Consider the following 26310-nt stretch of genomic DNA (forward strand, 5'->3'; position numbering starts at 1 on the left):
TTCAGCCCAGCAGGGGCTCGATCCACTGCCGCGCTTGCGGTCCGGTCCAGTCCAGCTCGCCAATCACCGAGAAGGCCGCACGGCCGTCCCGCGCGATCAGCACGCTGGTGGGAAAGATGCGCACGCCATAGGCGCGGGCCACGGCGCCGTCGGCGTCGCGCAGTATGGGCAGGTCCACCGGCATCTGCTGCACAAAGCGACGCAGGGCGGCATCGGTCTCGCGGTGGTTGACGGCCAGCACCTGCAGGCCGCGCGCCTCGTACTTCTGCGCCAGCAGCTCCAGCGAAGGCATCTCGCTGCGGCAGGGCTCGCACCAGCTGGCCCAGAAGTTCAGCAGCACCACCTTGCCGCGCGCCTGGGCCAGCTCGAAGCCCGGCCCCTCGAAGCCGGGCAGAGACACCGGCGGCGTGGGCGTGCGCGCGGGCCAGGGCCGGCGCAGCGCGCCGTCCTGGGCCTGGGCCTGGGGCAGCAGGCTGCATGCGCCCAGCCCCAAGAACGCCGCCGCCATGCGCAGGGTGTCACGTCGTGCGGCCTTCATCCCTGCAAGGCCTCGCTCAGAGGGCCCAGCTGGGCCAGGAATGCGGCCTCCTGGTCCAGGCAGCGGCAGTCCAGCCAGAGCCGGTCTTCGGCAATGCGGCCGATCACGGGCAGGGGCAGGCCGCGCAGGGCCACGCTCAGGCGCTCCAGGGCCGTGCCCAGGCCGCGCTTGCCCACGCCGACCGGCGCCACCGTGAGACCGGCCGAGGGCAGGCGCTCCACCGGCAGGGAGCCCGAGCCGATCTGGCCCAGCATGGGCGCCACCGCCACCGTGTAGTGCGGGGCCAGGGCTTGCGCCAGGGCCGGCTGCAGGCGCTGCGCCTGGGCCTCAATCTCGGCCAGGGGCCGGGTCAGCAGGCGCAGGGTGGGCAGATCGCGGGTGAGGCGGTCCGGCCGCAGGTACAGGCGCAGCGTGGCCTCCAGCGCCGCCAGCGGCAGCTTGCTCATGCGCAGCGCGCGCTTCATGGGGAATTTGCGGATGCGCTGGATGTAGTCGCGCCGGCCCACGATGAGGCCGGCCTGGGGGCCGCCCAGCAGCTTGTCGCCGCTGAAGGTCACCACGTCCACGCCCGCGGCCAGCATCTCCTGGGGCATGGGCTCGCGCGGCAGGCCCCATTGCGCCAGGTCCACCAGGGCGCCGCTGCCCAGGTCGGAAACAAGCGGCAGGCCATGCTCATGGGCAATGGGCGCCAGCGTGGCCTCGTCCACCGCCGCGGTGAAGCCCTGCACCTGGTAGTTGCTGGTGTGCACCTTCATCAGCATGGCGGTGCGGGCGTTGATGGCGCCCGCATAGTCGCGCGCATGGGTGCGGTTGGTCGTGCCCACCTCCACCAGGGTGGCGCCGGCGCTGGCCATCACATCGGGCATGCGGAAGGCGCCGCCGATCTCCACCAGCTCACCGCGCGAGACGATGACCTCGCGCCCGCCCGGGTGGGCCGCGGCCAGGGCCGCAATGCTGAGCAGCACGGCCGCGGCATTGTTGTTGACCACGGTGGCGGCCTCGGCACCGGTGAGCTCGCACAGCAGGCCCTCGATCAGATCGTCGCGGTCGCCGCGCCCGCCGGTGGCCAGGTCGTACTCCAGATTGTTGGGGCCGGCCATCATGGTCAGCAGCTGCTGCAGGGCCGAGTCGGCCAGCAGGGCGCGGCCCAGATTGGTGTGGATGACGGTGCCGGTGAGGTTGAGCACCGCACGCATGCGGCTGGCCAGGCGGGCCTGCACGCGAGCCTCCAGGGCCGCGGCCAGGGCCTCGGGCGCCAGGGCCTCGCGCGCCAGCTCGGCCGCCAGCACGCGGGGGCGCAGCGACTCGAGCAGGGCACGGGCTTCATCGGCCACGAGGCGGTGGCCTTGGGTCTCGATCAGGGCCGCCACCGCGGGCAGGCGCAGCAGACGGTCGACGGCGGGCAGGTCCTTGGCTTCGGCTTTGCCGGGTGCCTTGGAGCCGTGAACCACGGACTCTTCGGGCGCAGCCATCAGGACCTCCCGCCCGGATCCGGCGGTGCCGTGTCAGGATCGCCGAAGAGCAGCATCAGATTGACGCCGCGACGTTGCAGGCCCGTGTCCGAGACCAGCAGGTCCAGGGTCACGGAGGCCAGATCGTCGGCCATGGGCTCCACGCGGTTGTCGCGCTCCATGTGCACGATCTTGAGATAGTGGCCGCATTCCTCGCAGCACTCGGCCTGCACCACGGCGGTCTCGGCGCTGCTGGCCCCCTCCTCGTCCAGGCCCTGCAGGGCGCGGAAGCTGATGCCCTTGGTGCTCTGGCAGTTCGTGCACTTGATGCGCACATAGTGCCACTGCGCCGCACAGAGGCTGCAGCTGAGGTAGCGGGTGCCGGTGGTGTCCGAGCCCAGGCGGGTGATGCTGGCCGTGGGCCGCGAGCCGCAGCAGGGGCACAGGGTCGGGTCATCGATGCGACCAAAAGGCGCCACGCGATCCTTGCCATGGCGCGCCTGCACCTGGCCCACCAGGCGCACCCAGTAGAGCTGCAGGCCGGCGGCGATCAGCGGCGCCGTGCCCAGGTCCAGGCCCAGCATCACGCCGGACAGCAGGCGCTCGGCCTGCAGTTCCAGGTGGGCGTCCTCGGCCTCGGCCAGGCGCAGGGCGGTATCGCGCGCCGGGCCGGCGCCCACGCGGGCCGCCAGCTGGCGCATCAGGGCCCTCAGGTCCTCACGCCAGGCCGGGTCGCGCGTCCAGGCCTGCTCACCGGCGCTGGGCAGCAGGGGCAGACCGCTGTTGGCGGCAGCCTCGATCTGTTCGGGCGTGGGCAGGGCCACGGGCCGCTCGCTCTTGAGCAGCTCGTGTTGGCAGCGGGCCAGCTCGGCGCAGAAGAGCAGGTAGTCGCGCATGGCATGGCCTTCGGCCAGCTGGCGCAGGCGCAGCTCGCGCTCGGCGAAAACGCCGGGCTCGGGCAGGCGCAGCTGGGTGATCTGCTCGCCTGCCCGAACGGCGATCTCTTCGGGCGACAGCAGCCGGGTTCCGGCCGTCAAACTCATTGCAGGGGGTCCGATCTCTGAACGCGGGTGAGCGGACTCATTTGCCGCGGGTCATTTCTTTGTGCCACAGGGCGTGATTCTGCCGCGCCCAGGCCTCAGTCACGGTGCCGCGCGTCATGGCACGCACCGTGCCCTTAACCCAGATGGCCGCGTAGACATGCATGATCACGCCCAGGATCAGCGCGACCGCGCTGGCGGCATGGATCACGACCGCGAAGCGCCGCGCCAGGATGGGAAAGCTGTCCGCAAACCAGGGCTGCCAGAACATGATGCCGGTCACCAAGAGGGCCAGCAGGCTGACGGCCATCAGCCAGAACACGCCCTTCTGGCCGGCGTTGTACTTGCCGACCGGGGGCATGGCGGCCTTGTTGCCGCGCAGCATGTCGCCGCTGTGCTTGACCCATTCGCGATCGGCCTCATTGAGCAGGTTTTCGCGCCACAGGCGCACGAACATGCCCAGGAAGGCCAGCACCATGGCCACCCCGATGAAGGGGTGGAGGATGCGGGTCCAGACGCCGCCGCCAAACAGATTGCTCAGAAAGAACAAGCTGGGGTGGAAGAAGGCCAGACCCGAAAGACCGGCCGCGATGAAGAGCAGCGCAATCACCCAGTGGTTCATGCGCTCGCCATCCGAGTAGCGTTGCAGAAGTTTGCTCGCCATGGTGTGTCTCCTTCAGGCGTCAGCCTTGTCGTCTTCCTTGGCTTCCACCGGGCCCACCTTCATGTAGTGGAAGAAGCCCGCCACGGCCGCGCCGATCATGGCCGCCACGGCCAGGGGCTTGGCCGCCCCCTTCCACAGCGAGACCAGGGGACTGATCTTCGGGTCCTTGGGCAGACCGTGGTAGAGCTCGGGCTTGTCGGCATGCTGCAGCACATAGACCACATGCGTGCCGCCCACGCCGGCCGGGTCGTAGACACCGGCCTGCTGGTAGCCACGGTCCTTGAGGTCGGCCACGCGCTCGGCGCCGTAGTCCAGCATGTCCTCCTTGGCGCCAAAACGGATGGCGCCAGTGGGACAGGCCTTGACGCAGGCGGGCTCCAGACCCACGCCCACACGGTCGGAGCAGAGGCTGCACTTGTAGGCCTTGCTGTCCACCTTGGAGATGCGGGGCACGTCAAAGGGACAGCCGGTGACGCAGTTGCCGCAACCCACGCAGTGCTCGGAGATGAAGTCCACGATGCCGTTCGTGTATTTCACGATGGCGCCGGGCGCCGGGCAGCTCTTGAGGCAGCCCGGATCCTCGCAGTGCATGCAGCCGTCCTTGCGGATCAGCCACTCCAGCTTGTTCTGCTCCACCTCCACTTCCGAGTACCGCATGACGGTCCAGGACTGGGGCGTGAGATCACGCGGGTTGTCGTAGGTGCCGACGGTGTCGCCCACATCGTCGCGCAGCTCGTTCCACTGCATGCAAGCGACCTGGCAGGCCTTGCAGCCGATGCAGGAGCTGACGTCGATGAGCTTGGCGACCTCCACCCCCTGCCGTGCCTGGGGCGGCGGCGTGGTGGTGGCGGACCGCTTGGCAATGTCCAGCGATTGCAGAGATGACATGGCGGTCCCCCTCAGGCTTTCTCAATATTGACGGTGAAGCTCTTGAACTCGGGCGTCTGGGTGTTGGCGTCGCCCACAAAGGGGGTCAGCGTGTTCACCAGATACCCGGGCTTGGCCACCCCGACAAAGCCCCAGTGATTGGGCAGGCCCACCGTGTGCACCTTCTTGCCATCCACCTCCAGCGTGGGAATGCGCTTGGTCACCACCGCCACGGCCTTGATGAAGCCGCGCTTGGACGAGACCTTGACCATGCCGCCGTTGGCGATGCCCTTCTCCTTGGCCAGCTCCTCGCCGATCTCGACGAATTGCTGGGGCTGGATGATGGCGCTGGTGCGCACATTCTTGGTCCAGTAGTGGAAGTGCTCGGTCAGGCGGTAGCTGGTCGCCACATACGGGTACTCCGAGGGCTTGCCAAAGGCCTCCATATCGCCCTTGAAGACGCGGGCGGCCGGGTTGGCGCGCGCCTTGTCGTTCTTGGGATGCATGGGGTTGTTGGCCAGCGGCGACTCGAAGGGCTCGTAGTGCTCGGGCAGGGGCCCATCCACCAGTCCCGTGGGTGCGAACAGGCGCGCCACGCCCTCGGCCGTCATGATGAAGGGGCGCACGGCCTCCTCGTCATTCGGATTGGCGTCGGGGCGGATGTCCGGCACGTCGGAGCCGCCCCAGCGCTCGCCATTCCAGGCGATCAGGCGACGCTTGCCGTTCCAGGGCTTGCCCGTAGGATCGCAGGACGCGGCGTTGTAGAGCACGCGGCGGTTCGCCGGCCAGGCCCAGGCCCAGTTCAGCGTCTGGCCGATGCCCCAGGGATCGCTGTTGTCGCGGCGCGCCATCTGGTTGCCCGCCTGGGTCCAGCTGCCGGTGTAGATCCAGCAGCCGCTGGCGGTGGAGCCGTCGTCGCGCAGCAGGCCGAAACCGGCCAGCTGCTCGCCGGCCTTGGCCAGCACCTTGGTCGGGTCCTTGGGGTCCGTGACGTCCGCGAGCGCCCGACCATTGAACTCCATGGCCAACTCGTCCGCCGCAGGGCTGTGCGGGATCTTGTAGGGCCAGGTCAGGTTCAGGATGGGATCGGGGAAGGCGCCGCCCTCCTTCTGGTACATAGACTTCAGGCGCAGGAAGATCTCGGCAATGATCTCCGCATCGCCCTTGGCCTCGCCCGGAGGCTCGGCGCCCTTCCAGTGCCACTGCAGCCAGCGGCCGGAGTTGGTCAGCGAGCCATCTTCCTCGGCAAAGCAGGTGCTGGGGAAGCGGAAGACCGTGGTCTGGATCTCCTCGGTCTTCACATCGTTGTGCTCACCGAAATTGCGCCAGAACTCGGCGGTCTCGGTATTGAGCGGATCGATGATGACCAGGTACTTCAGCTTGGACAGGCCGTCGATGATCTTCTTCTTGTTGGGGAAGGAGCCCACCGGGTTGAAGCCCTGGCAGATATAGCCATTGAGCTTGCCCTGGTTCATCAACTCGAAGGCCTGGAGCACGTCATAGGTCTTGTCCCACTTGGGCAGATAGTGGAAGGCCCAGTCGTTCTCCTTGGTCGCGGCCTTGCCCCACCAGGCTTTTTGCAGACTGACGAAGAACTTGGGGTAGTTCTGCCAGAAGCTCATCTGGTTGGGGCGCAGGGGCTTGGTGGCCCGAGGCTTGTAGTAGGTCTCCAGGTCCTGCTCGGTCTCGCGTGGCAGGCTCAGATAGCCGGGCAGCGAGGTGGAGAGCAGGCCCAGGTCCGTCAGGCCCTGGATATTGCTGTGACCGCGCAGGGCATTCATGCCCCCGCCGGGCAGGCCGATATTGCCCAGCAGCAGCTGCATCAGCGCGCCGGTGCGGATCATCTGCGAGCCCTGGCTGTGCTGGGTCCAGCCCAGGGCGTACATGATGGTCATCACCTTGCCCGGGGCCGAGGTCTCGGCAATCATCTCGCAGCACTTGAGGAACTTGTCCTGGGGCGTGCCCGTGATCTTGCTGACCAGCTCGGGGGTGTAGCGCGAGAAGTGCCGCTTCATGACCTGCAGCACGCAGCGCTCGTGCGTCAGCGTCGGGTCGACCTTGGCAAAGCCCTTCTCATCGAGCTCATAGGTCCAGCTGGCGTTGTCATAGCGCCGCTTGGCCTCGTCATAGCCCGAGAACAGGCCGTCCTCGAACTTGTAGCCCTCGTTGATGATGAAGCTGGCGTTGGTGTAGTGCTTGACGTACTCGTGCTGGATCTTGTCCTTGCTGAGCAGGTAGTTGATGACACCGGCCAGGAGGGCGATGTCAGACCCCGCCCGGATAGGGGCGTAGTAGTCGCTCATGGCGGCCGAGCGCGTGAAGCGCGGATCCACCACCAGCAGCTTGGCCTTGTTGTGATGCTTGGCCTCGATCACCCACTTGAAACCGCAGGGATGGGCCTCGGCGGCATTGCCGCCCATGATCAGCACCAGATCGGCGTTCTTGATGTCAACCCAATGGTTGGTCATCGCGCCGCGTCCGAACGTCGGGGCCAGACTGGCCACCGTCGGTCCGTGTCAAACGCGGGCTTGGTTGTCGAAGACCAGCATCCCCAGGGACCGCATCGCCTTGTGGGTGATGTAGCCCGATTCATTGGAGGATGCCGAGGCACAGAGCATGCCCGTCGAAAGCCAGCGGTTGACGGTCTTGCCGTCTGCGTTCTGGGCGATGAAGTTGGCGTCGCGGTCGGCCTTCATCAGCTTGGCCAGGCGATCCATCGCCTCCCCCCAGCTGACGCGCTTCCATTCCTTGGCGCCGGGCTCGCGGATCTCCGGCCACTTCAGACGGTTGGGGCTGTGGACAAAGTCCAGCAGGCCCGCGCCCTTGGGGCAGAGTGTGCCGCGGTTGACCGGGTGATCCGGATCGCCCTCGATGTGGATGATCTCGCTGGTGACGTTCTTGGCCTTGTCACCCAGCGAATACATGATCAGGCCGCAACCCACCGAGCAATACGGGCAGGTGTTGCGGGTCTCGGTCGCCCGGGCGAGCTTGAAGTTGCGCGCTTCGGCCAGGGCGGCGGTGGGCGAAAAGCCCAGAGCCACCAAGCTGGAGCCAACCAGCCCCGCGCTGCTCACCCGGAAGAACTGCCTCCGGTTCATGTCCATTTGATCTTGCCTCCTGGGGTCGCCCCCAACAGTTCTTAGGTATTGGCCGTCACGCGACACTCCTTCGGATTGCCGCACAAAAGCACCCCGCTTGTCCATCCGGAGGCTGTACCGAGACAAGTTGGCAGGGGGTCGCGACAATTTGTCGCAGACTCCAACCAACAAGGCTGGGGCACGGGGTCGGCTCTTGCCTGTCTTGACGCACCGCAGCAAGCGGGGCAGGCTACAGTGAGGCGGCGATGAACAACAAGCCCCCTGCTCCCCACCCAACCATCGCCTGGCCGGGCAGCGCCGTGCTGGTGATCGACGACGAGGAAGGCATGCGCAACTTCCTCGCCAAGACCCTGGCCCCCCGCTGCGCCCAGGTGCTCACCGCGGCCAGCGCCGAAGAGGGCGAGGCCCTGCTGCGCCAGCAGCGCTTTGACCTGATCGTGCTGGACATCAGCCTGCCCGGTCGCAGCGGCCTGGCCTGGCTGCGCGAGCTGCGCACGACCGGCAATACCTGCGAGGTGATCCTGATCACGGCCTTTGCCGATCTGGATACCGCCATCGAGGCCCTTCGCATCGGCGCCTCGGACTTCATCCTCAAGCCCTTTCGCACCACGCAGCTGCTCAATGCCGTCAAGCACTGTCTGGAGCGGGCCCGCCTGACCCGCGAGAACTTCGTGCTCAAGCGCACGCTGCAGACCGAGCTGGGGCGGCCGCAGCCCGGCCCCGCCAGCCTGCGTGGCCAGTCGCCGCAGATGCAGCTGCTGCGCGAGAGCCTGGCACGCGCCGCCCTGGTGGACAGCACGGTGCTGCTCAGCGGCGAATCCGGCACCGGCAAGGAACTGGCGGCCCAGGCCCTGCACCATGGCAGCGCCCGGTCCCGGGCGCCCTTCGTGCCGGTGAACTGCGCCCTGATGTCGCCCGAGGGCGTGGAGGCCGAGCTCTTTGGCCACGGCACGCGCGATGGCCTGCTCTTCTACGCCCAGGGCGGCACCCTCTTCCTGGACGAGGTGTCCGAGCTGCCGCTGGCGGCCCAGGGCAAGCTGCTGCGGGTGCTGGAAGAGCGTCAGATCCGGCCCGTGGGCAGCGAGCAGCAGATTGCGGCCGATCTGCGCATCATCGCGGCCAGCAACCGCAATCTGGCCGGCGAGGTGGCCGCCGGACGCCTGCGCAAGGACTTGTATTACCGGCTGCAGGTGGTGGAGCTGCGCCTGCCGGCACTGCGCGAGCACAAGCAGGATATCCCCTTGCTGGTGGAGCATTTCGTGGCCGAGCTGGCGCCGCGTCTGTCGGCCGAGCCCATCACGCCCAGCCCCGAACAGCTGGCCTATCTGCAGCAGTACGACTGGCCGGGCAATGTGCGTGAGCTGCGCAATCTGATCGAGCGCTCGCTGATCCTGGGCTCGCTCAATCTCTCGGCCCTGTATCCGGCCATGGAGAGCGCACCGGCCACCACCGATCTGCAGACCCTGGAGCGTCAGCACATCCTGGCCGTGCTGGGCTCGGTGCAGGGTGACAAGGCCCAGGCCGCGCGCCTCCTGGGCATCTCCAAGCGCACGCTGGAGCGCCGCTTTGCGGACTGGGCGGCCCAGTGAGCCCGCGATGAAACAGCCGCTGAGCCTGCGCACCAAGCTGCTGCTGCTGAGCCTGCTGCCCTTGTGGGCCGTGCTGCCCCTGCTGGGCCTGATCCTGGTGTACTGGGGCGATGCGGCCTTTGACCGCCTGCTGATCACCAAGGTGCGCAGCGATCTGGCGGTGGCCAAGGGCTATTTCGAGCGGGTGCAAGGGGAGATTGCGGGCGGCACACGGGCAGCGGCCAGCGCCCACCGCCTGGTGCATCTGCTGCAGAACCAGCGCCTGCAGGACCTGCCCGCCCTGCTGGCCGATGCGCGCCGCGAGCACCAGCTGGAGTTCATCAATCTGCTGGGCCCGGAGGGCGAGCTGCGGGCCAATGAATTCGGGCTGGTGGCGCCGCAGGGGGCGCCCCTGCCGGAGCTGGTGGCGGACAACAACGGCAACCTGGCCTCCGTGGCCCTGCTCCAGCCGGAGCTGCTGCAGCAGATTGCGCCGGCCCTGGGCGACCGGCTGGGCATCCCGCTGCTGCCCACGCCCAATGCCGCACCCAGCGAGCGCAGCCGCGAGGAGCGCGCCATGGTGCTGATCGCGCGCGCACCCATCCACGACGCCCAGGGGCGGCTGCTGGGCCATCTGCTGGGCGGCGTGCTGCTCAACCGCAACCTGCCCTTCATCGATCATCTCAACGAGATCGTCTACCCCGAAGGTGCCCTGCCTGCGGGCAGCCAGGGCACGGCCACCTTGTTTCTGGAGGATGTGCGCATCTCCACCAATGTGCGCCTGTTCGAAAGCTCACGGGGCGAGCGTGCCATCGGCACACGCGTCTCCCAGCAGGTTCGCGAGCAGGTGCTGGGCAGCGGCGGCACCTGGCTGGCACGGGCCTTCGTGGTCAAGGACTGGTACATCTCGGCCTATCTGCCGCTGAGCAACAAGGATGGTCAGCGTGTGGGCATGCTCTACGTGGGCTTTCTGGAACGCCCCTTCCAATGGGCCAAGTACAGCGTGCTGGCCGGTGTGGCCTGCGTCTTCCTGGCCGTGATGCTGCTCGCAGCCTGGGTCTCGCTGCGCTGGGCGGGCAGCATCTTCCGCCCCGTGGAACGCATGGCCCGCACCATGGCCCGGGTCGAGTCCGGCGAGAGCGATGCCCGCGTGGGCCTCCTGCCCGCACGCGACGAGCTGGGCAGCCTGGCCGGGCATCTGGATCATCTGCTGGACACGGTGGACGACAAGACCCGCGCCCTGCAGCGCTGGGGCGAGGAGCTGGACCGCAAGGTGGCCGAACGCAGCGCCGATCTGGAGGCGGCACAGACCCAGCTGCTGCACAGCGAGAAGCTGGCCACCGTGGGCCAGCTCACGGCCAGCATTGCGCATGAGATCAACAACCCGATTGCCGTCATCCAGGGCAATCTGGACCTGATGCGTGAGCTCCTGGGGCCGGCCGCCGAACCGGCGCGGGCCGAAATCCGCCTGATCGACCAGCAGATCGAACGCATGCGCCTGATCGTCACCCAGCTGCTGCAGTACGCCCGCCCCGGCGAGTACGCCGGCTATGTGGAGCCCGTCGATCCGGGCGAGGCCCTGGACAGCAGTCTGCTGCTGGTGGAGCACCTGCTCAGCCGCGCCCGCATCCAGGTGCGGCGCGACTACCGGGCCCGCCGCAGCGTGGGCATCAACCGCCAGGAGCTGCAGCAGGTGCTGATCAATCTGATGGTTAATGCCGCCCAGGCCATGCCGGACGGCGGGCGCCTGAGCCTGAGCACCGAGGACTGGGACGGGCCGGCGGGCGCCGGTGTGCGCATTGCCGTGTGCGACACGGGGCCGGGCCTGAGCCCCGAGATGATGGCGCGCCTGTTCCAGCCCTTTGTCACCAGCAAGGCCGAGGGCACGGGCCTGGGCCTGTGGATCAGCCGCAGCATTGTGCAGCGCTACCAGGGCGAGCTGCGCGCCGAGGCCGATCCCGAGGGCGCCTGCTTCAGCCTGCTGCTGCTCAGCGAGCCCACGCAGGCCGCCTGAGGCCTCAGCTGTTCTTGGAGATGGAGATGGTGGGGAACTTGCTCGAGTAGTCCTTGGCCTGGGCGGCGATCTTGACCGCCACGCGACGGGCCAGGGCCTTGTAGAGCCCGGCTTCCTCCCCCTCGGGCGCAGCCACCACGGTGGGGCGGCCGGCATCGGCCTGCTCGCGGATGGACAGGGACAGCGGCAGCCCGCCCAGGTACTCCGTGCCGTACTGCTCGGCCATCTTCTTGCCACCGTCCTGGCCGAAGATGTGCTCCGCATGGCCGCAGTTGCGGCAGATGTGCACCGCCATGTTCTCCACGATGCCCAGGATGGGCACGCCCACCTTCTCGAACATCTTCAGGCCCTTCTTGGCATCGATCAGGGCGATGTCCTGGGGCGTGGTGACGATGACCGCGCCCGTGACCGGCACCCGCTGCGAGAGCGTGAGCTGGATGTCGCCGGTGCCCGGCGGCATGTCGATGACCAGGTAGTCCAGGTCCTGCCAGCGGGTCTGGCGCAGCAGCTGCTCCAGGGCATTGGTGGCCATGGGGCCGCGCCAGATCATGGCCTGATCATCGGCCACGAGAAAACCGATGGAATTGACCTGTACGCCATGCGCCAGCTTGGGCTCCATCAGCTGCCCATCCAGGCTCTCGGGCGCGCCGCTCACGCCCATCATGGTGGGCACGCTGGGGCCGTAGATATCGGCATCCAGCAGGCCCACGCGCGCGCCCTCGGCGGCCAAGGCCAGGGCCAGATTGGCAGCCGTGGTGCTCTTGCCCACGCCGCCCTTGCCCGAGGCCACGGCAATGATGTTCTTCACGCCGGGCAGCAGCTGCACGCCGCGCTGCACCGCATGGGCAATGATCTTGGAGGACAGGCTCACGCTGACATTGCCCACGCCCGGCACCGAACGGGCGGCGGCCACCAGGGCCGCACGCAAGGCATCCAGCTGGCTGGCGGCCGGATAACCCAGCTCGACCTCGAAGGACACATCGCCGCCGGCGGACACCCGCAGCTGCCGCAGCTGCTTGGTGCTGACGTAGTCCTGGCCCGTGTTGGGGTCGATGACGCCCTGAAGGGCCTGCAAGAGCGAGGTTTCCGAGACTTGAGTCATGGCTGGCATTGTTCTAGAAGAGGCGGCGCAGTCTAGCCCAGGGCTCATGCCCCGTCGGCCGCGCGGGACATCTCGGCCCCAACCCACCAGCGCATCAGCCGCGCCTCAGCTGCGTACCAGAGCCAGCAGCTTTTGCAGTTCCGCCAGCGATTGCGGACGCACGGCGCGCCCCAGCTCCTGCCCCCGCTCCAGCAAGATCAGGGTGGGCCAGAGCTTGACGCCGAGGCTGCGCCCCAGCGCTCGACCGCGGCCGTCCTCGATCTTGAGGCGGCGCAAGGCGGGCCGTGCGGCCAGCGCCTGTGCGATCAGGGGCTGGGCGGCCTGGCAGTGGCCGCACCAGTCGGTGCCGAACTCGATCAGGACCGGTCCGGCCATGGCTTCCAGATCGGCCAGCGTGGGCGCCTGGGGCTCATAGGGCAATACGGGAAACTCGGACATGGCGATGCGGTGGTGACACAAAGACAAAGAGCCGGTCGGAACCGGCTCTTGCTGCATGGACTCAGGCCTGAGCCCGCCGCGCTCAGCCGAAGTTGGCTTCGGCGAACTGCCAGTTCACCAGGTTCGAGAAGAAGGTCTCGACGAACTTCTGGCGCAGATTGCGGTAGTCGATGTAGTAGGCATGCTCCCACACGTCCACGGTCAGCAGGGCCGTGTCGGCGGTGGTCAGCGGGGTGCCAGCGGCGCCGGTGTTGACGATGTCCACCGAGCCGTCGGCCTTCTTCACCAGCCAGGTCCAGCCGGAACCGAAGTTGCCCACGGCGCTCTTGACGAAGGCTTCCTTGAAGGCCTCGTAGCTGCCCCACTTGGCGTTGATGGCCTCGGCCAGCTTGCCGCTGGGGGTGCCGCCGCCATTGGGCTTCATGCAGTTCCAGAAGAAGGTGTGGTTCCAGATCTGGGCGGCGTTGTTGTAGATGCCGCCGCTGGAGGTCTTGACGATCTCCTCCAGGGTCTTGCTCTCGAACTCGGTGCCCTTTTGCAGATTGTTCAGGTTGACCACATAGGCGTTGTGGTGCTTGCCGTGGTGGAACTCCAGCGTTTCCTTGCTGTAGTGCGGTGCCAGGGCATCGATGGCGTAAGGCAGCGGCGGCAGGGTATGTTCCATATCAATCAACTCCTCTTGACTCGTGGGTGGTTGGATCTTGGGTCGGCGGCCATTGTAGGCAGCTTGCCTATGACCCCATGCGGGTGCCGAGAACCTCGAGGCTGGCCTCGCCGTCCGCCAGCACCGCCTTGACCTGCTGACCGGCATGCAACTGGCCCACCGAGGCCAGCGCACGGCCCTGACCATCGTCCAGCCAGGCATAGCCCCGCGCCAGCACGCGCTTGGGATCCAGGGCCTGCAGCCGCGCCTGCAGGGCCGCCAGCAGCAGCTCCTGCCGGCCGATCAGCGCCCCGCTGGCGCGCTGCTGGCGCTGAGCCAGCTGGGCCAGGGTTTGCTGCTGCCGCTCCACCCGCCTTGGCAAGGCCTGACCCCAGCGCTGCTCCAGCAAGGCCAGGCGGCGGCGCTGCTGGGCCAAGGCGGCGCTGGGCCGGGCCAGCAGCAGGCCGGCGCGGTCCAGGCGCTGGGCGGCCTGGTCCAGGCGCTGGTCCATGCGGCGCTGCAAGGCACTGGCCAGGGCGCTCAGCCTATCCAGCTCCACCGCGCGTGCCGGCGCCGCCAGCTCGGCCGCGGCCGTGGGCGTGGGCGCGCGCAGATCGGCCGCCAGATCGCACAGGGTCACATCGGTCTCATGACCCACGCCGCAGACCAGGGGCAGGGCCGAGCCGGCCACGGCCCGCACCACCCGCTCGTCATTGAAGGCCCAGAGGTCCTCCAGCGAGCCGCCGCCGCGGCACAGCAGCAGCAGGTCCAGCCCGTCCTGCGCGGCACGGGCATTGGCCAGGTGCAGGGCGCGCACCAGGGCTGGCGGCGCCTCGGGCCCCTGCACCGGGCTGGGATAGATGATGACCTCAACCTGGGGGGCGCGGCGGCGCAGCGCGGTCAGCACATCGTGCAGGGCCGCCCCCGCGGTGGAGGTGATCACGCCGATGCGGCGCGGGAATCCGGGCAGGGGGCGCTTGACCGAGGGATCAAACAGCCCCTCGGCCTCCAGCTTGGCCTTGAGGCGCAAAAACTGCTCGTACAGCGCCCCGGCCCCGGCGCGGCGCATGCTCTCCACGATGAACTGCAGCTCGCCACGCGGCTCGTACAGGGCCAGGCGCCCGCGCAACTCCACCAGCTGACCATCGCCGGGCGTGAAGTCCAGGTAGGCGCCGGCGCGCCGGAACATGGCGCAGCGCAGCAGGCCGGCCTCGCCCTCGGCATCCTTGAGGCTGAAGTAGCTGTGACCGCTGGCGGCCCGGGTAAAGCCCGAGATCTCGCCCTGCACGGTGCAGACGGCAAAGCGGGCGTTGAGCGCATCCGAGACCGCGCGCAACAGGCCCGCCACACCCCAGACCACCCGTGGTGATGCGGCTTTCCAGGGCTCAACCATGCGCAAACCCAGTATTGGCGCGGGTCGAGAACTCCACAGCCGCGCCAGATGGGGCCTGGCGGCCCATTCGCCCCGTCACGACCACGTCATACGCGCATAAACGCTTGTTTTTCAAGAGTTTTTTCCTGCTCAAAAATTAGGCAATCTAAGCCGAGGCCCGATTTCACGGGCTCGCCGGGTCCGCCGGAACAGCTTGCCCACAAAGTTATCCACAGGCTCGGTGGATTGCGACGGAGCCTCGGGCAAGACCTGACCCGCCTTGGTTCGCCGCGGCCCGGCTTGGGGCCATAATCGCGCGCAGCTTCACCGGGCGCGCTCGCCGCTGGCGGGCCGTCGCAGACCAAAGGGATAGACGCCTTGTTTTCGATCATACAAGCGGCCGGCTGGCCGATCTGGCCGCTCCTGCTGTGCTCCGTCGTGGCCCTGGCCCTGATCATCGAGCGCTTTGCCAGCCTGCGTGGCGCAAAGATCGCCCCGCCGACCCTGCTGGACGAGGTGATCTCGGTCAGCAACCAGCAGCTGCCCAGCGCCGAGGTGGTGAACAAGCTGGCGGAGAGCTCGCTGCTGGGCCAGGTGCTGGCCTCCGGCCTGCGCGCCGTGATCGCCGAGCCGCGCCTGCCGGACGCCCGCCTGCGCCAGACCTTCGAGCTGGCCGGCCGCGCGGCCATCCACAAGCTGGAGCGCTACCTCAACACCCTGGGCACCATTGCCACGGCCGCCCCTCTGCTGGGCCTGCTGGGCACGGTGGTGGGCATGATCGAGATCTTCGGCAGCCAGAGCCCCACGGGCGGCAACCCCACCCAGCTGGCTCATGGCATCTCCATCGCGCTGTACAACACGGCTTTCGGCCTGATCGTGGCCATTCCCTCGCTGATGAGCTACCGCTATTTCCGCGGTCGGGTCGAGGGCTATGTGCTGGAGATGGAGCAAGCCAGCGAGCGCTTCATGGCGCACCTGACGCGCTTCACCCAGCAAGCCGCGGCCCAGGCCCAGATGCAGGCGCAGGCCCAGGCCTCGCGCACCGGCCTGCGCTGAGGCGCGGCGCCACACACCGTTCGCGAGGATGCAGCGATGAAGTTCCGTCAACGCCCCCACGATGAACCGGAGATCAACCTCATCGCCTTCATCGATGTGCTGCTGGTGGTGCTCATCTTTCTGATGATGTCCACCACCTACAGCAAGTTCACCGAGCTGCAGATCACCCTGCCCACGGCCGAGGCCGAGGCGCTGAAGGAGCGGCCCCGCGAGGTGCTGGTCTCGGTGTCGGCCGACGGCCGCTACATGGTCAACCGCGAGCTGGTGGACGGGCGCGCGCCCGAGCTGCTGGCCGTGGCCCTGCGCCAGGCCTCGGGCGGCAATGCCGAGGCCATGGTCATCGTGTCGGCCGACGCCGCTGCAGCCCACCAATCGGTGGTCAATGTGATGGACGCGGCACGCCGCGCCGGGCTCTCACGCCTGACCTTCACGGCCCAGACCCAGGGCCGATGAGCGCAGACAGCAGCGCCCCGGCCGAGCGCCTGCAGCGCGCCTGGCGCGAGGGCGGCGTGCTGGCCCAGCTGCTGCGCCCCCTGGGCGCGCTCTACGGCCTGCTCAGCGGCGCCCATGCCGCGCTCTACCGCTGGGGCTGGCGCAAGACCGAGACCCTGCCCGTGCCCGTGATCGTGGTGGGCAACTGGATCGTGGGCGGCGCCGGCAAGACCCCCACGACGCTGGCCCTGCTGCAGCTGCTGCGCGCGCAAGGCATTGCGGCCGGCGTGATCTCGCGCGGCTATGGCCGCGATGAAAGCCTCACGGGCCCGGTGCATCTGCTGCGGCGCGCAAGCAGCGCCCGCGAGGCCGGGGACGAGCCCCTGCTGATTCATCTGCGTAGCGGCGCGCCGGTGGCCGTGGGCCGCGACCGCGTCGCCGCCGCGCGTGCGCTGCTGGCGGCGCATCCCGAACTACAGCTGCTGATCAGCGATGACGGGCTGCAGCACTGGCGCCTGCCGCGAGCCCTGAGCATTCTGGTTTTCGACGAGCGCGGCCTGGGCAATGGCCGCCTGCTGCCGGCCGGGCCGCTGCGGCAGAGTCGGCCACTCTCGCGCGAACCCCAAATCGTGCTCTACAACGCTCCGGCCCCCAGCACCCCCCTGCCCGGCCATCTGGGCCGGCGCCGCCTGGCGGGTGCCGTGCGCCTGCAGGACTGGTGGCAGGGCCAGCCCGCCCGGCTGGAGACGCTGCAGGCGCTGCGCGGCCGCGAACTGCTGGCGGCGGCGGGCCTGGCCCAGCCGCAGCGCTTTTTCGGCATGCTGCGCGAGCAAGGCCTGCAGATCCGCGAGCTGCACCTGAGCGACCACCACGACTTCGCCTCCCTGCCCTGGCCCGCGGACACGCCTGAGCTGCTGATCACGGAAAAGGATGCGGTCAAGCTGGACCCGGCACGCCTGGGCAGCACCCAGGCCTGGGTGGTGGCGCTAGACTTCAGGCCCGACGAATCCTTTGAGCAGGCCTTGCTGGCCCTGCTGCCGCGCTGAGACAAAACCATGGACAACCGATTGCTGGAAATGCTGGTCTGCCCCATCTGCAAGGGGCCGCTGGAGCTGCAGCGCCACGAACAAGTGAGCGAGCTGATCTGCCCGGCCGACCGCCTGGCCTTCCCGGTTCGTGACGGCATCCCGGTGATGCTGGAGAACGAGGCACGTGCCCTGGATACGCCGAGCCCCGCCGCCCCCAGCTTGAGCGCCGTGCGCCCGGCATGAGCTTCACCGTCATCATCCCGGCCCGGCTGGCCTCCACCCGGCTTCCCAACAAGCCGCTGGCCGACATCCACGGCCTGCCCATGATCGTGCATGTGGCGCGCCGAGCCGCACTCTCCCAGGCCGGCCAGGTGGTGGTCGCCACCGATGCGCCCGAGGTGCTGGCGGCCTGCGCCGCGCATGGCGTGCAGGCCTTGCTAACGCGTGCCGACCATGTCTCGGGCAGCGATCGCCTGGCCGAGGCCTGCGAGCAGCTCGGCCTGGACGGCCGCGAGCTGGTGGTGAATGTGCAGGGGGACGAACCCCTGATCGCGCCGGCCATGATCGACGCCTGTGCCAGCCTGCTGGGCCAGCGCGAGGACTGTGTGATGGCCACGGTCGGCCACGCCCTGGATGAGGCGTCCGAGTTCGCCAACCCCAATGTGGTCAAACTGGTCACCGATGCCCGTGGCACGGCCCTCTATTTCTCGCGGGCACCCATCCCGTGGTGGCGCGACGGCAGCCCGGAGGCGCCAGGCTTCAAGCCGGGCTCGGTGCTGCGCCATGTCGGCCTCTATGCCTACCACGCCGGCTTTCTGCGCCGCTTCCCGGGTCTGGAGGTCAGTCCGCTGGAGCAGATCGAGTCGCTGGAGCAGCTGCGCGTGCTCTGGCATGGTGAGCGCATTGCGGTCCACATCAGCGCCGACAAGCCCGGCCCGGGCGTGGACACCCCCGCGGACCTGGACCGCGTGCGGCAACTGATGCCCGAGCTCCGCAGCTGAGCCGCGGCGTTACAGCCAGATGACAACAGCGGCCGACGTCAGCCGGCCGTAGGCCCCAGCGTGCTATCCTCGCCCGCAGTTTGCGAGGGCGTCGGCGCGAGACGGGGCCCTTCTTTTTGAAAATCGAGGAGACCCCGTGCGACTGATTCTTCTGGGCGCCCCCGGCGCCGGCAAAGGCACTCAAGCCGCCTTCATCTGCCAGAAATTCGGCATTCCCCAGATCTCGACCGGCGACATGCTGCGCGCCGCCATCAAGGCCGGCACCGAGATGGGCCTGGCCGCCAAGAAGGTGATGGACGCGGGCGCCCTGGTCAGCGACGACATCATCATCGGCCTGGTCAAGGAACGCATTGCCCAGCCGGACTGCGCAAAGGGCTTTCTGTTCGATGGCTTCCCCCGCACCATCCCCCAGGCCGACGCGATGAAGGCCGCCGGCGTCAAGCTGGACTATGTGCTGGAGATCGATGTGCCCGACAGCGCCATCGTTGAGCGCATGAGCGGCCGCCGTGTGCACGTGGCCTCGGGCCGCACCTACCATGTCAAGTTCAACCCGCCCAAGGTCGAAGGCAAGGATGACGCTACGGGCGAAGAACTGATCCAGCGCGACGACGACAAGGAAGAGACCGTCAAGAAACGTCTGGAGGTCTACCAGGCCCAGACCCGTCCCCTGGTGGACTACTACTCCAGCTGGGCCGCCACCGGTGACGCCCAGGCGCCCAAGTACCGCCGCATCGAGGGCATCGGCTCGGTGGACGAGATCACCGCACGCGCCCTGGCTGCGCTGGGCTGAGCCACACAGCGAAGCGAGACAGGCATGGGGCGCCGCCCCGCGTCACGGGCTGCCTTCCGGCGGCCTTTTCTTTGGGCCACAATTGACGTTTACGTCAACGTAACTCAGACAGACACAAGGAGACAGCGATGGAAATCGCAGGCAAGGTATTCATCGTCACCGGCGGCGCCTCGGGCCTGGGCGAAGGCACGGCCCGCATGCTGGCGCGCGAGGGCGCCCAGGTCGTGATCGCCGACTTGCAGGTGGAGCGCGGCGAGGCCCTGGCGGCCGAGCTGGGCGGCGCCTTCGTCAAGGCCGATGTGAGCCAGGAGGCCGACGGCCAGGCCGTGGTGGCCAAGGCCGTCTCGCTGGGCAAGCTGATGGGCCTGGTGAACTGCGCGGGCATCGCCCCTGCCGCCAAGACTGTGGGCAAGGACGGCGCCCATGCCCTGGCCCTGTTCGCCAAGGTCATCAATGTCAACCTCGTGGGCAGCTTCAATATGATCCGCCTGGCCGCCGAGGCCATGAGCAAGAACGAACCCGAGGCCACGGGCGAGCGCGGCGTGCTGATCTCCACCGCCTCGGTGGCCGCCTATGACGGTCAGATCGGTCAGGCCGCCTATGCGGCCTCCAAAGGCGGCGTGGTGGGCATGACCCTGCCCATCGCCCGCGACCTGGCGCGCAACGGCATCCGCAATATGACCATCGCCCCTGGCATCTTCGGCACGCCCATGCTCTTCGGCATGCCCCAGGAGGTGCAGGATGCGCTGGCCGCCAATGTGCCCTTCCCGTCCCGCCTGGGCAAGCCCGAGGACTATGCCAAGCTGGTGCACCAGATCATCACCAATGACATGCTCAACGGCGAGGTGATCCGCCTGGACGGCGCCATCCGCATGGCACCGAAGTAAGCCCGCTCCTCGCCCCATAAAAGAAACGGCCTCCGATTGGAGGCCGTTTGCTTTGCAGGCGGGTAGGCCCGATTACTTCTTGGAGCGGGCGTGGATGGTCCACAGGCGAGCCAGCTCGCCGGAACCGTCGGTGCCCTTCACGCCGCGCCAGGCCTGCTGGGCCTTGGCGGAGTCGCCCGCGGTGAACAGAGCCAGGCCCTGGTAGTACCTGGCGTCGTCCGCGCGCTTGAAGTTGCCCTTGGCGATGCCGGCGTCCACCAGCTTCAGGCCACCGGCCTTGTCACCGGCAAAGACCTGGGCCAGACCCAGCTTGATCAGCTCGTCGCCCGACTTGGAGTCGTTGGCGGCCTTCTCGGCCTCGGCATAGCCGGCCTTGCCTTCGGCAATCTTCTTGACCATCAGGTCCAGCAGACGCTTGTGGCGCGCACCCTCGGCGCCCTGGCCCAGGATGTTGGCGGCCAGGCCCTGCTCCACCACGGTCTTGCCTTCGGCCGGGAAACCGGCCTGGGCGGCCAGCTGGGCCATTTCCATATAGTCGTCGGCCGTCTTCATATTGCCGGTGACCAGCTTGAGGCGGTAGACATCCAGGCCGAAGCGGGGCGAGAAGCCCTTCTTCTGCGGCAGGCCGCCCAGAATCTGCGCCCACAGCTCCTTGCGGGGGTAGTAGTTCAGCAGCTTCTCGGTGGCCAGGGCCTCGGTGGCGCCGTCGTTCTTCTTTTGGGCTGCGTAAAGCAGCAGGTTCAGCTTGTCCTGGCTGGGAACCTTGCCGGCCTTCTCTTCGGCCTGCACCTCGGCCAGCGTGTCCTTGAGCACGGCCGTCATGTCACCCGACTTGAACTGGGCCTGCTGCTGCACGGTCTTCATGGTGGCGCTGGCGCCACCGGCTGCGAAGTACTTGTTGGCCCATTCCAGCGCCTTGGGCGCGTTGTTGGCGCGCAGATAGGTGCCGGCAATGGCTTCCATGTACTGCAGCTGCTGGGGCGCACCCAGACGGCCCTTGATCACCTCGAAGGCGCGGGCCATGGAATCTGGATCATTGGCGCCCATGGCGGCCGAGAAGCGCGTGCCTTCAATGGCATTGTTCTCGGCGGGGGTGCGACCACCCACAGCCTCGGCATCACGCAGCTTGGCCAGGGCTTCCTTGTGCTTGCCGGCCTTGATCAGGGCGGCGGCGTCCTTCAGATGCTTGCCCACTTCGGGGCGCACGGTTTCCTGGGCATAAGCCTGGGAAAAACCGATCTGGCCCTGCGGGCCCATGCCCAGCATCAGGGCGGCAGCGCCGACGGCGGCGCCGGCCAGGGTCTTGAGTTTCATAGCTGTGTTGCTCCTCGCGAAAAAAAACGCGCCGCCCTCGCGGACAGCGCGTTCCATCAATCACTTGATCATCAGTTGATGAACTGCTCGTTGCCGATCATGCCCATCTTCTTGACGCCCAGACGCTGGGCCGAAGCCATGACCGCAGCAACGGCGCCGTAATCCACCAGCTTGTTAGGCTTGATATGCACTTCCGGCTGGTCTTCAGCGGCAGCCACCTCATTCAGCTTGGCCTCAACGGCTGCATGATTGGGCAGTGCCACGCCATCCCAGCTCACCGTGCCGTCGAAGTCGATGAAGACCTCGTGCACGACCGGCTCACGGGTCGGCGGCGGCGGGTTGCCGGCGGGCAGATCCAGGTTCACCGAGTGCAGCTGGATGGGGATGGTGATGATCAACATCACCAGCAGAACCAGCATCACGTCAATCAGGGGCGTCGTGTTGACGTCCATCATGACTTCCGGTTCATCGCCACCCGACGAGCTACCTACGTTCATTCCCATGTTCTAGCTCCTCGCGCCGATCAGCCGCCACGAGCCGGAGGCTCGGTGACGAAGCGGATCTTCAGGATGCCCGCACGCTGGCAGGCCACCATCAGGCGACCAACAGACTCGTAACGAGCCTTGTCGTCACCGCGGACATGAACCTCCGGCTGGGGGTTCAGCACCGACACCTTCTTCAGGCGCTCCACCAGTGCCTCGTTGTCGGGCACCAGGACGGTGTTCCAGTAGACGTCGCCGTCCTTGGTCACCGACAGCTCAATGTTCTCCGGCTTGGTGACGCGGATGACGTTGGTCTCCTTGGGGAGAGACACCGCCACCGACTGCGTCACCACCGGGACGGTGATGAGGAAGATGATCAGAAGGACCAACATCACGTCCACCAGGGGCGTGGTGTTGATCGCTGAGACCACCTCATCCTCGCCGGAAGACGATCCGACGTTCATTCCCATGATGAGGCTCCAGAGAGTCCGACGATCAGCGCTTGACGGCGCGGTTGCCCATCAGCACGCCGTGCAGATCGGCGGAGAAGGCACGCACTTGGGCCATCACGGCCTTGTTGCGGTTGACCAGCCAGTTGTAACCCAGCACGGCCGGAACGGCCACGGCCAGACCGATGGCGGTCATGATCAGCGCGGCGCCCACGGGGCCGGCCACCTTGTCGATCGAAGCCTGGCCGGCCACACCGATGGCGGTCAGCGCTTGCAGAATGCCCCACACGGTACCGAACAGGCCGATGAAGGGAGAGGTGGAACCCACGGTCGCCAGGAAGCCCAGGCCCGACTGCAGGCGGCTGTTGACTTCGCTCACGGCGCGCTCGATGTTCATCGTGACCCAGCTGCTGTGGTCGATGTTCTCGGTCAGGGCGCCTTCGTGGTGCTCGGAGGCTTCCACGGCGGTCTGAGCGATGTAACGGAAGGCACCGGTTTCGTTCAGGCTCTTGACGCCTTCAGCGATGCTGGCCTTCTTGAAGAAGGTGGCGCGCACTTCCTTGGCTTCCTTGCCCAGCTTGTGGGTGTCCCACAGGCGCACGAACAGGATGTACCAGGAACCCATGGACATCAGGGCCAGCACGACCAGAACAGCCTGGTCGACGGCGTGGCCGTGCGTGATCAGTGCCTTCAGGCCGTAGGGATTGTCAGCCGGCTTGGCGGCAGCGGGAGCTGCTTCGGCGGCGGGAGCGGCGACAACTGCAGGAGCGGCCGAGGCTGCATCGGCAGCTTGGGCAGAAACAGTCAGGGGAGCCACGGCCAGGGACGCAGCAAATGCGATCGCGGCGAACAGGCCGGAGATACGAGAGATCATGGAGTCAACTCCTACGTAGAGAGATCGAGAGATCGGAACTCAGGTGAGAAACTGGGGCCGGCTCGTGACCGGGCCCCGGTAATTTGGATGAGGCGCCTGGAAGGCTTATTCGATGCGGAACTGGAATTCCTGCTCGAACACATGGTCGCCCGGGCACTCGTAGGTGTCCTTGAGCGTGTCCGAGATGGCCTGGATCAGGGCGCGTTGAGCACGTCGATCCACACCACCACGCAGGGAGGCAATTTCCACGCTGACCACGCGGCCGGCCTTGACCGTGGCCGTGGCACGGTACAGCGCCTCGCCACTCCAGTTCACTGCCGGCACCTCGGGCTTGCCCATCTTGGTGCAAACCATGCCAGCCGTGATCTTGGCGGGCTTGGGCGCCGGGGCGGGCGCGGCGGGTGCGGGCGGCGGGGTCGGTGCCACGTCGCGCGTGGGCGGCGGGGTGTTGCTGACCGGTGCCTGGATCGCATTGGGCGGCGGCGGCGCCGTCACCTGCACTTCAGGCGGCGGCACGAAAGGCGGCGGCGGCGCCTTCATGTCCGGCGGCGGCGGCACAACCTTCTCGGGCGGCGGCGGCGGCTTGACCTTCTCTTCCACGACCTTCACGTCGATGGGGCCGGCCACTTTTTCCACGGCCTTATGGACCAGACCACTGGCCAATGCCCAAATCATCAGCACGTGAATCAGGATCACGATGCCGAGCCCTGTGAAGCGGGACGCGCCCTGCTTCTCCTGCGCAAAGTTCATGCGCGCTCCTTCATCAAACTGCGAAACACTTCCATCGGTGCAAATCGGTGATCAGCGCCGTATCGCCCCAGCAAGCAAGACGGCATACCAGGATGCCGTCGCCGCAGCAGCGAATCCCCGAATACCTTCTGGGCGCAAGGGCCGGTTTTGTATCACAACCACGCCACGCCTTTTCGACCCCCTCCCCGACCTGCGGGAGCGCATCGCGGACACAAGGCCCAGGCGTGACGAGAACGAACACTCACAAAAAAATCAGCCCGACGGTTCCAGGACCGCGGGCGACCCAGCCCGAATCGGTGGCTGTAACACTATTACAACAACCCCTTCGGACAGGGCGACATCTTAAACCAAGCTGACAACGCCCCCCCTGGGGCTTACCCGAGCAAGACCGCCTGTGCGAATAGCGGAATTTCACTTGATTCCATCGCAGCAGCCTCGTTCGACCGGTGCGAATTCAGGGCATCACGCTGATGCGGCATTGCAACATCAGCTGCCAATGCCTGTCACCAAGTTACAAGCGATTTCAGCCCTGCATGCACATGCCGGCGCGGAGTTTACTGGATACCAGTTTAATACCTCCATGAGTGGTGGTTTCAGCCCGCATGCGCAACGACACCCGGTAGGCGGGGTACCGCAGCCAGCAGCTTGCGGGTGTAGGCCTGCTGCGGCGAACCCAGCACGGCGGCCGTGCTACCGGCTTCCACGATGCGTCCCGACTGCATCACCGCCACCTCGTCGGCGATGTACTCCACCACGCCGATGTTGTGCGTGATGAAGAGATAGGACAGCCCCCGCTCCCGCTGGAGCTCGCGCAAGAGATTCAGGATCTGGGCCTGCACCGACACGTCCAAGGCCGAGGTGGGCTCGTCGCAAACGATCAGCCTGGGCTCCACGGCAAGAGCCCGGGCGATGGCGATGCGCTGACGCTGCCCCCCGGAGAACTCGTGCGGATAGCGTTCCAGCGCATCGCGCCTCAGGCCCACCTGGTCCACAAGGGTCTCCAGCACCTGACGCCGGGCCTGGGCGTCCAGCTCGGGGCGCAGGGCCAGCATGCCCTCCTCCAGCAGCTCCAGCACGCGCATGCGCGGATTCAGGGAGGCAAAGGGGTCCTGGAAGATGATCTGCACCTGACGCCGCGCCTCGCGCAGGGCATCCCCATCCAGCGTGAAGAGATCTCGCCCATCCAGCAAGGCCTGACCCTCGATCTCGGCCTGGCGGCGCAGCAGCTGCACGATGGCCTTGCCCGAGGTGGTCTTGCCACAGCCGGACTCCCCCACCAGGGCCAAGGTCCGGCCGGCCCGCAGGGTGTATGAGACGCCCTTGACGGCCTCGAAGTAGCGGGCGCCGGCGCCAAACAGCCCACCGCTGAGGGCAAAGCGCACCTTGAGGTCGCGCACCTCAAGCAGAGGCGTGGCCTCGGTCTGCGGTGGTGGCGACGCCTGAGCCCGAGCGGGCGGCTGAACCGCAGGCGCTGCGGGAAACTCCTGCGCATGGGTGTAGAGGCGGCAGCGCACGGCATGGCTGGCGCTCAAGGCCTGCAACTCGGGGCGATGCTGGGCACAGGCCGGCAGCGCCCGGTCACAACGCGGCGCAAAGCGGCAGCCTTCAAACTCCATCCACAGCGGCGGCACGGTTCCGCCGATGGCCGCCAAGGCCTCGCCTCGCTTGGCCGAGTCCGGCAGCGCCTGGAGCAGGAGCCGCGCATAGGGATGCTTGGGCGCGGCAAAGAACTCGGCCGCGGGGGCCACTTCAACAATCTGCCCGGCGTACATCAGGGCCACCTGATGGGCCATGCCCGAAACCACCGCCAGATCGTGCGTGATCAGCAGCACGCCCAGGCTGCGCTCGCGCTGCAAGTCCTTGAGCAGATCCAGGATCTGCGCCTGTATGGTCACATCCAGGGCCGTGGTGGGCTCGTCGGCGATCAGATAGTCCGGCTCAGCCGCCAGGGTCATCGCGATCATCACGCGCTGCTTCTGCCCGCCCGAGAGACGGAAGGGGTACTCGTCGATGCGGCGCTCGGGCTCCGGAATGCCCACGCGATGCAGCCACTCGATGGCCTTGGCGCGCGCCGCGGCACCGCGCAGCGTGGTGTGGGTCTCGATGGACTCGACGATCTGCTCGCCCACCTTCATCACCGGATTCAGGCTGGTGGAGGGCTCCTGGAAGATCATGCCGATGCGCCCGCCGCGCACCCGGCGCATCTGCGCCTCGGGCAGGGCCAGCACATCCTGGTCGTCGAGCAGCACGGCGCCATCGGTCACACCGCCGTTGTCGGGCAGCAGACGCATCAAGGCCAGCGCCGTCATGCTCTTGCCGCAGCCCGACTCGCCCACCAGGGCAAAGGTTTCCCCGCGGGACAGGCTCAGCTGCATGCCATCGATGGCGCGCACCAGGCCGGCATCGGCGTCCAGCGCCACCTTGAGGTTGTCAATCTTCAGCATGGCGGTCT

At 67.5% G+C, this 26310-nt stretch carries 25 protein-coding genes; 9 read left to right on the forward strand and 16 right to left on the reverse strand.

Features of this window, described 5'->3' with window-relative positions:
• Nucleotide 1: 1 nt before the first annotated feature.
• The 6 genes from DFR39_RS14085 to fdnG are packed head-to-tail and all read right to left on the reverse strand — an operon-like array spanning nucleotide 2 to nucleotide 7664.
• Entirely contained in the window at nucleotides 2–538 is a 537-nt protein-coding gene (locus tag DFR39_RS14085) for a TlpA family protein disulfide reductase (protein WP_133604207.1), read from the reverse strand.
• A complete protein-coding gene (gene selA / locus DFR39_RS14090) occupies nucleotides 535–2010 on the reverse strand; it encodes an L-seryl-tRNA(Sec) selenium transferase (protein WP_133604208.1) in 1476 nt (491 codons plus the stop codon). The genes DFR39_RS14085 and selA overlap by 4 nt, the downstream gene beginning before the upstream one ends.
• The gene (fdhE, locus tag DFR39_RS14095; protein WP_133604209.1) at nucleotides 2010–3032 is read right to left on the reverse strand and encodes a formate dehydrogenase accessory protein FdhE; all 1023 of its coding nucleotides are present in this window, start codon (nucleotides 3030–3032) and stop codon (nucleotides 2010–2012) included. The genes selA and fdhE overlap by 1 nt, the downstream gene beginning before the upstream one ends.
• A gap of 37 nt (nucleotides 3033–3069) precedes the next feature.
• A complete protein-coding gene (locus DFR39_RS14100) occupies nucleotides 3070–3693 on the reverse strand; it encodes a formate dehydrogenase subunit gamma (protein ID WP_133604210.1) in 624 nt (207 codons plus the stop codon).
• A gap of 12 nt (nucleotides 3694–3705) precedes the next feature.
• Nucleotides 3706–4581: a formate dehydrogenase subunit beta gene (gene fdxH / locus DFR39_RS14105; RefSeq protein ID WP_133604211.1), complete on the reverse strand. Its 876-nt coding sequence runs from the start codon at nucleotides 4579–4581 to the stop codon at nucleotides 3706–3708.
• Between the two features lie 11 nt (nucleotides 4582–4592).
• Nucleotides 4593–7664 (reverse strand): formate dehydrogenase-N subunit alpha, encoded by a 3072-nt coding sequence (gene fdnG / locus DFR39_RS14110; RefSeq protein ID WP_162849532.1) that lies wholly within the window; start codon nucleotides 7662–7664, stop codon nucleotides 4593–4595.
• 239 nt (nucleotides 7665–7903) lie between these two features.
• Between fdnG and DFR39_RS14120 the strand changes: the two genes are divergently transcribed.
• Both DFR39_RS14120 and DFR39_RS14125 read left to right on the forward strand, forming a co-directional pair.
• Nucleotides 7904–9247: a sigma-54-dependent transcriptional regulator gene (locus DFR39_RS14120; RefSeq protein ID WP_133604214.1), complete on the forward strand. Its 1344-nt coding sequence runs from the start codon at nucleotides 7904–7906 to the stop codon at nucleotides 9245–9247.
• A 7-nt stretch (nucleotides 9248–9254) separates the two neighbouring features.
• A complete protein-coding gene (locus tag DFR39_RS14125) occupies nucleotides 9255–11240 on the forward strand; it encodes a sensor histidine kinase (RefSeq protein WP_133604215.1) in 1986 nt (661 codons plus the stop codon).
• A gap of 4 nt (nucleotides 11241–11244) precedes the next feature.
• Here DFR39_RS14125 and apbC read toward each other — a convergent pair whose 3' ends face one another.
• The 4 genes from apbC to xseA all read right to left on the reverse strand — a co-directional run bounded on the left by apbC (nucleotide 11245) and on the right by xseA (nucleotide 14816).
• Nucleotides 11245–12342: an iron-sulfur cluster carrier protein ApbC gene (gene apbC, locus DFR39_RS14130; protein ID WP_133604216.1), complete on the reverse strand. Its 1098-nt coding sequence runs from the start codon at nucleotides 12340–12342 to the stop codon at nucleotides 11245–11247.
• Between the two features lie 105 nt (nucleotides 12343–12447).
• A complete protein-coding gene (locus tag DFR39_RS14135; RefSeq protein WP_133604217.1) occupies nucleotides 12448–12780 on the reverse strand; it encodes a thioredoxin family protein in 333 nt (110 codons plus the stop codon).
• An 82-nt stretch (nucleotides 12781–12862) separates the two neighbouring features.
• The gene (locus tag DFR39_RS14140) at nucleotides 12863–13444 is read right to left on the reverse strand and encodes a superoxide dismutase (RefSeq protein WP_133604218.1); all 582 of its coding nucleotides are present in this window, start codon (nucleotides 13442–13444) and stop codon (nucleotides 12863–12865) included.
• Nucleotides 13445–13511: 67 nt separating this feature from the next.
• Nucleotides 13512–14816 (reverse strand): exodeoxyribonuclease VII large subunit, encoded by a 1305-nt coding sequence (xseA, locus tag DFR39_RS14145; protein WP_133604219.1) that lies wholly within the window; start codon nucleotides 14814–14816, stop codon nucleotides 13512–13514.
• A gap of 357 nt (nucleotides 14817–15173) precedes the next feature.
• Here xseA and DFR39_RS14150 point away from each other — a divergent pair, with 357 nt between their 5' ends.
• From DFR39_RS14150 to DFR39_RS14180, 7 genes are all read left to right on the forward strand, one after another.
• Nucleotides 15174–15851: a MotA/TolQ/ExbB proton channel family protein gene (locus DFR39_RS14150; RefSeq protein WP_133604220.1), complete on the forward strand. Its 678-nt coding sequence runs from the start codon at nucleotides 15174–15176 to the stop codon at nucleotides 15849–15851.
• A gap of 36 nt (nucleotides 15852–15887) precedes the next feature.
• Nucleotides 15888–16304, forward strand: coding sequence for an ExbD/TolR family protein (locus DFR39_RS14155; protein ID WP_133604221.1), 417 nt, complete (start codon nucleotides 15888–15890; stop codon nucleotides 16302–16304).
• Complete coding sequence (gene lpxK / locus DFR39_RS14160; RefSeq protein ID WP_133604222.1) at nucleotides 16301–17329, forward strand: tetraacyldisaccharide 4'-kinase; 1029 nt, start codon at nucleotides 16301–16303, stop codon at nucleotides 17327–17329. The genes DFR39_RS14155 and lpxK overlap by 4 nt, the downstream gene beginning before the upstream one ends.
• A 9-nt stretch (nucleotides 17330–17338) precedes the next feature.
• A complete protein-coding gene (locus DFR39_RS14165; RefSeq protein WP_133604223.1) occupies nucleotides 17339–17554 on the forward strand; it encodes a Trm112 family protein in 216 nt (71 codons plus the stop codon).
• Entirely contained in the window at nucleotides 17551–18312 is a 762-nt protein-coding gene (kdsB, locus tag DFR39_RS14170) for a 3-deoxy-manno-octulosonate cytidylyltransferase (protein WP_133604224.1), read from the forward strand. Before DFR39_RS14165 ends, kdsB begins: the two co-directional genes overlap by 4 nt.
• A gap of 136 nt (nucleotides 18313–18448) precedes the next feature.
• Nucleotides 18449–19102: an adenylate kinase gene (gene adk, locus DFR39_RS14175; protein ID WP_133604225.1), complete on the forward strand. Its 654-nt coding sequence runs from the start codon at nucleotides 18449–18451 to the stop codon at nucleotides 19100–19102.
• 128 nt (nucleotides 19103–19230) lie between these two features.
• Nucleotides 19231–19989 (forward strand): 3-hydroxyacyl-CoA dehydrogenase, encoded by a 759-nt coding sequence (locus DFR39_RS14180; protein ID WP_133604226.1) that lies wholly within the window; start codon nucleotides 19231–19233, stop codon nucleotides 19987–19989.
• Nucleotides 19990–20061: 72 nt separating this feature from the next.
• On the opposite strand, the gene DFR39_RS14185 is transcribed toward DFR39_RS14180, so the two are convergent.
• The 6 genes from DFR39_RS14185 to DFR39_RS14210 form a co-directional block, all read right to left on the reverse strand.
• Complete coding sequence (locus DFR39_RS14185; RefSeq protein ID WP_133604227.1) at nucleotides 20062–21303, reverse strand: hypothetical protein; 1242 nt, start codon at nucleotides 21301–21303, stop codon at nucleotides 20062–20064.
• A gap of 71 nt (nucleotides 21304–21374) precedes the next feature.
• On the reverse strand, nucleotides 21375–21806 hold the full coding sequence (locus tag DFR39_RS14190) for an ExbD/TolR family protein (protein ID WP_211343873.1): 432 nt from the start codon (nucleotides 21804–21806) through the stop codon (nucleotides 21375–21377).
• Nucleotides 21807–21826: 20 nt separating this feature from the next.
• Nucleotides 21827–22255 carry an ExbD/TolR family protein gene (locus tag DFR39_RS14195; protein ID WP_133604228.1) on the reverse strand — a complete coding sequence of 143 codons (429 nt, stop codon included), beginning with the start codon at nucleotides 22253–22255 and terminating at the stop codon, nucleotides 21827–21829.
• Between the two features lie 25 nt (nucleotides 22256–22280).
• Entirely contained in the window at nucleotides 22281–23108 is an 828-nt protein-coding gene (locus DFR39_RS14200; RefSeq protein WP_133604229.1) for a MotA/TolQ/ExbB proton channel family protein, read from the reverse strand.
• A gap of 105 nt (nucleotides 23109–23213) precedes the next feature.
• The gene (locus DFR39_RS20390; protein WP_133604230.1) at nucleotides 23214–23858 is read right to left on the reverse strand and encodes an ABC transporter substrate-binding protein; all 645 of its coding nucleotides are present in this window, start codon (nucleotides 23856–23858) and stop codon (nucleotides 23214–23216) included.
• Between the two features lie 593 nt (nucleotides 23859–24451).
• Nucleotides 24452–26302 (reverse strand): ABC transporter ATP-binding protein, encoded by a 1851-nt coding sequence (locus DFR39_RS14210; protein ID WP_133604231.1) that lies wholly within the window; start codon nucleotides 26300–26302, stop codon nucleotides 24452–24454.
• Nucleotides 26303–26310: the final 8 nt, after the last annotated feature.

The organism is Roseateles asaccharophilus, assembly GCF_004362405.1.
GTDB lineage: Bacteria > Pseudomonadota > Gammaproteobacteria > Burkholderiales > Burkholderiaceae_C > Kinneretia > Kinneretia asaccharophila.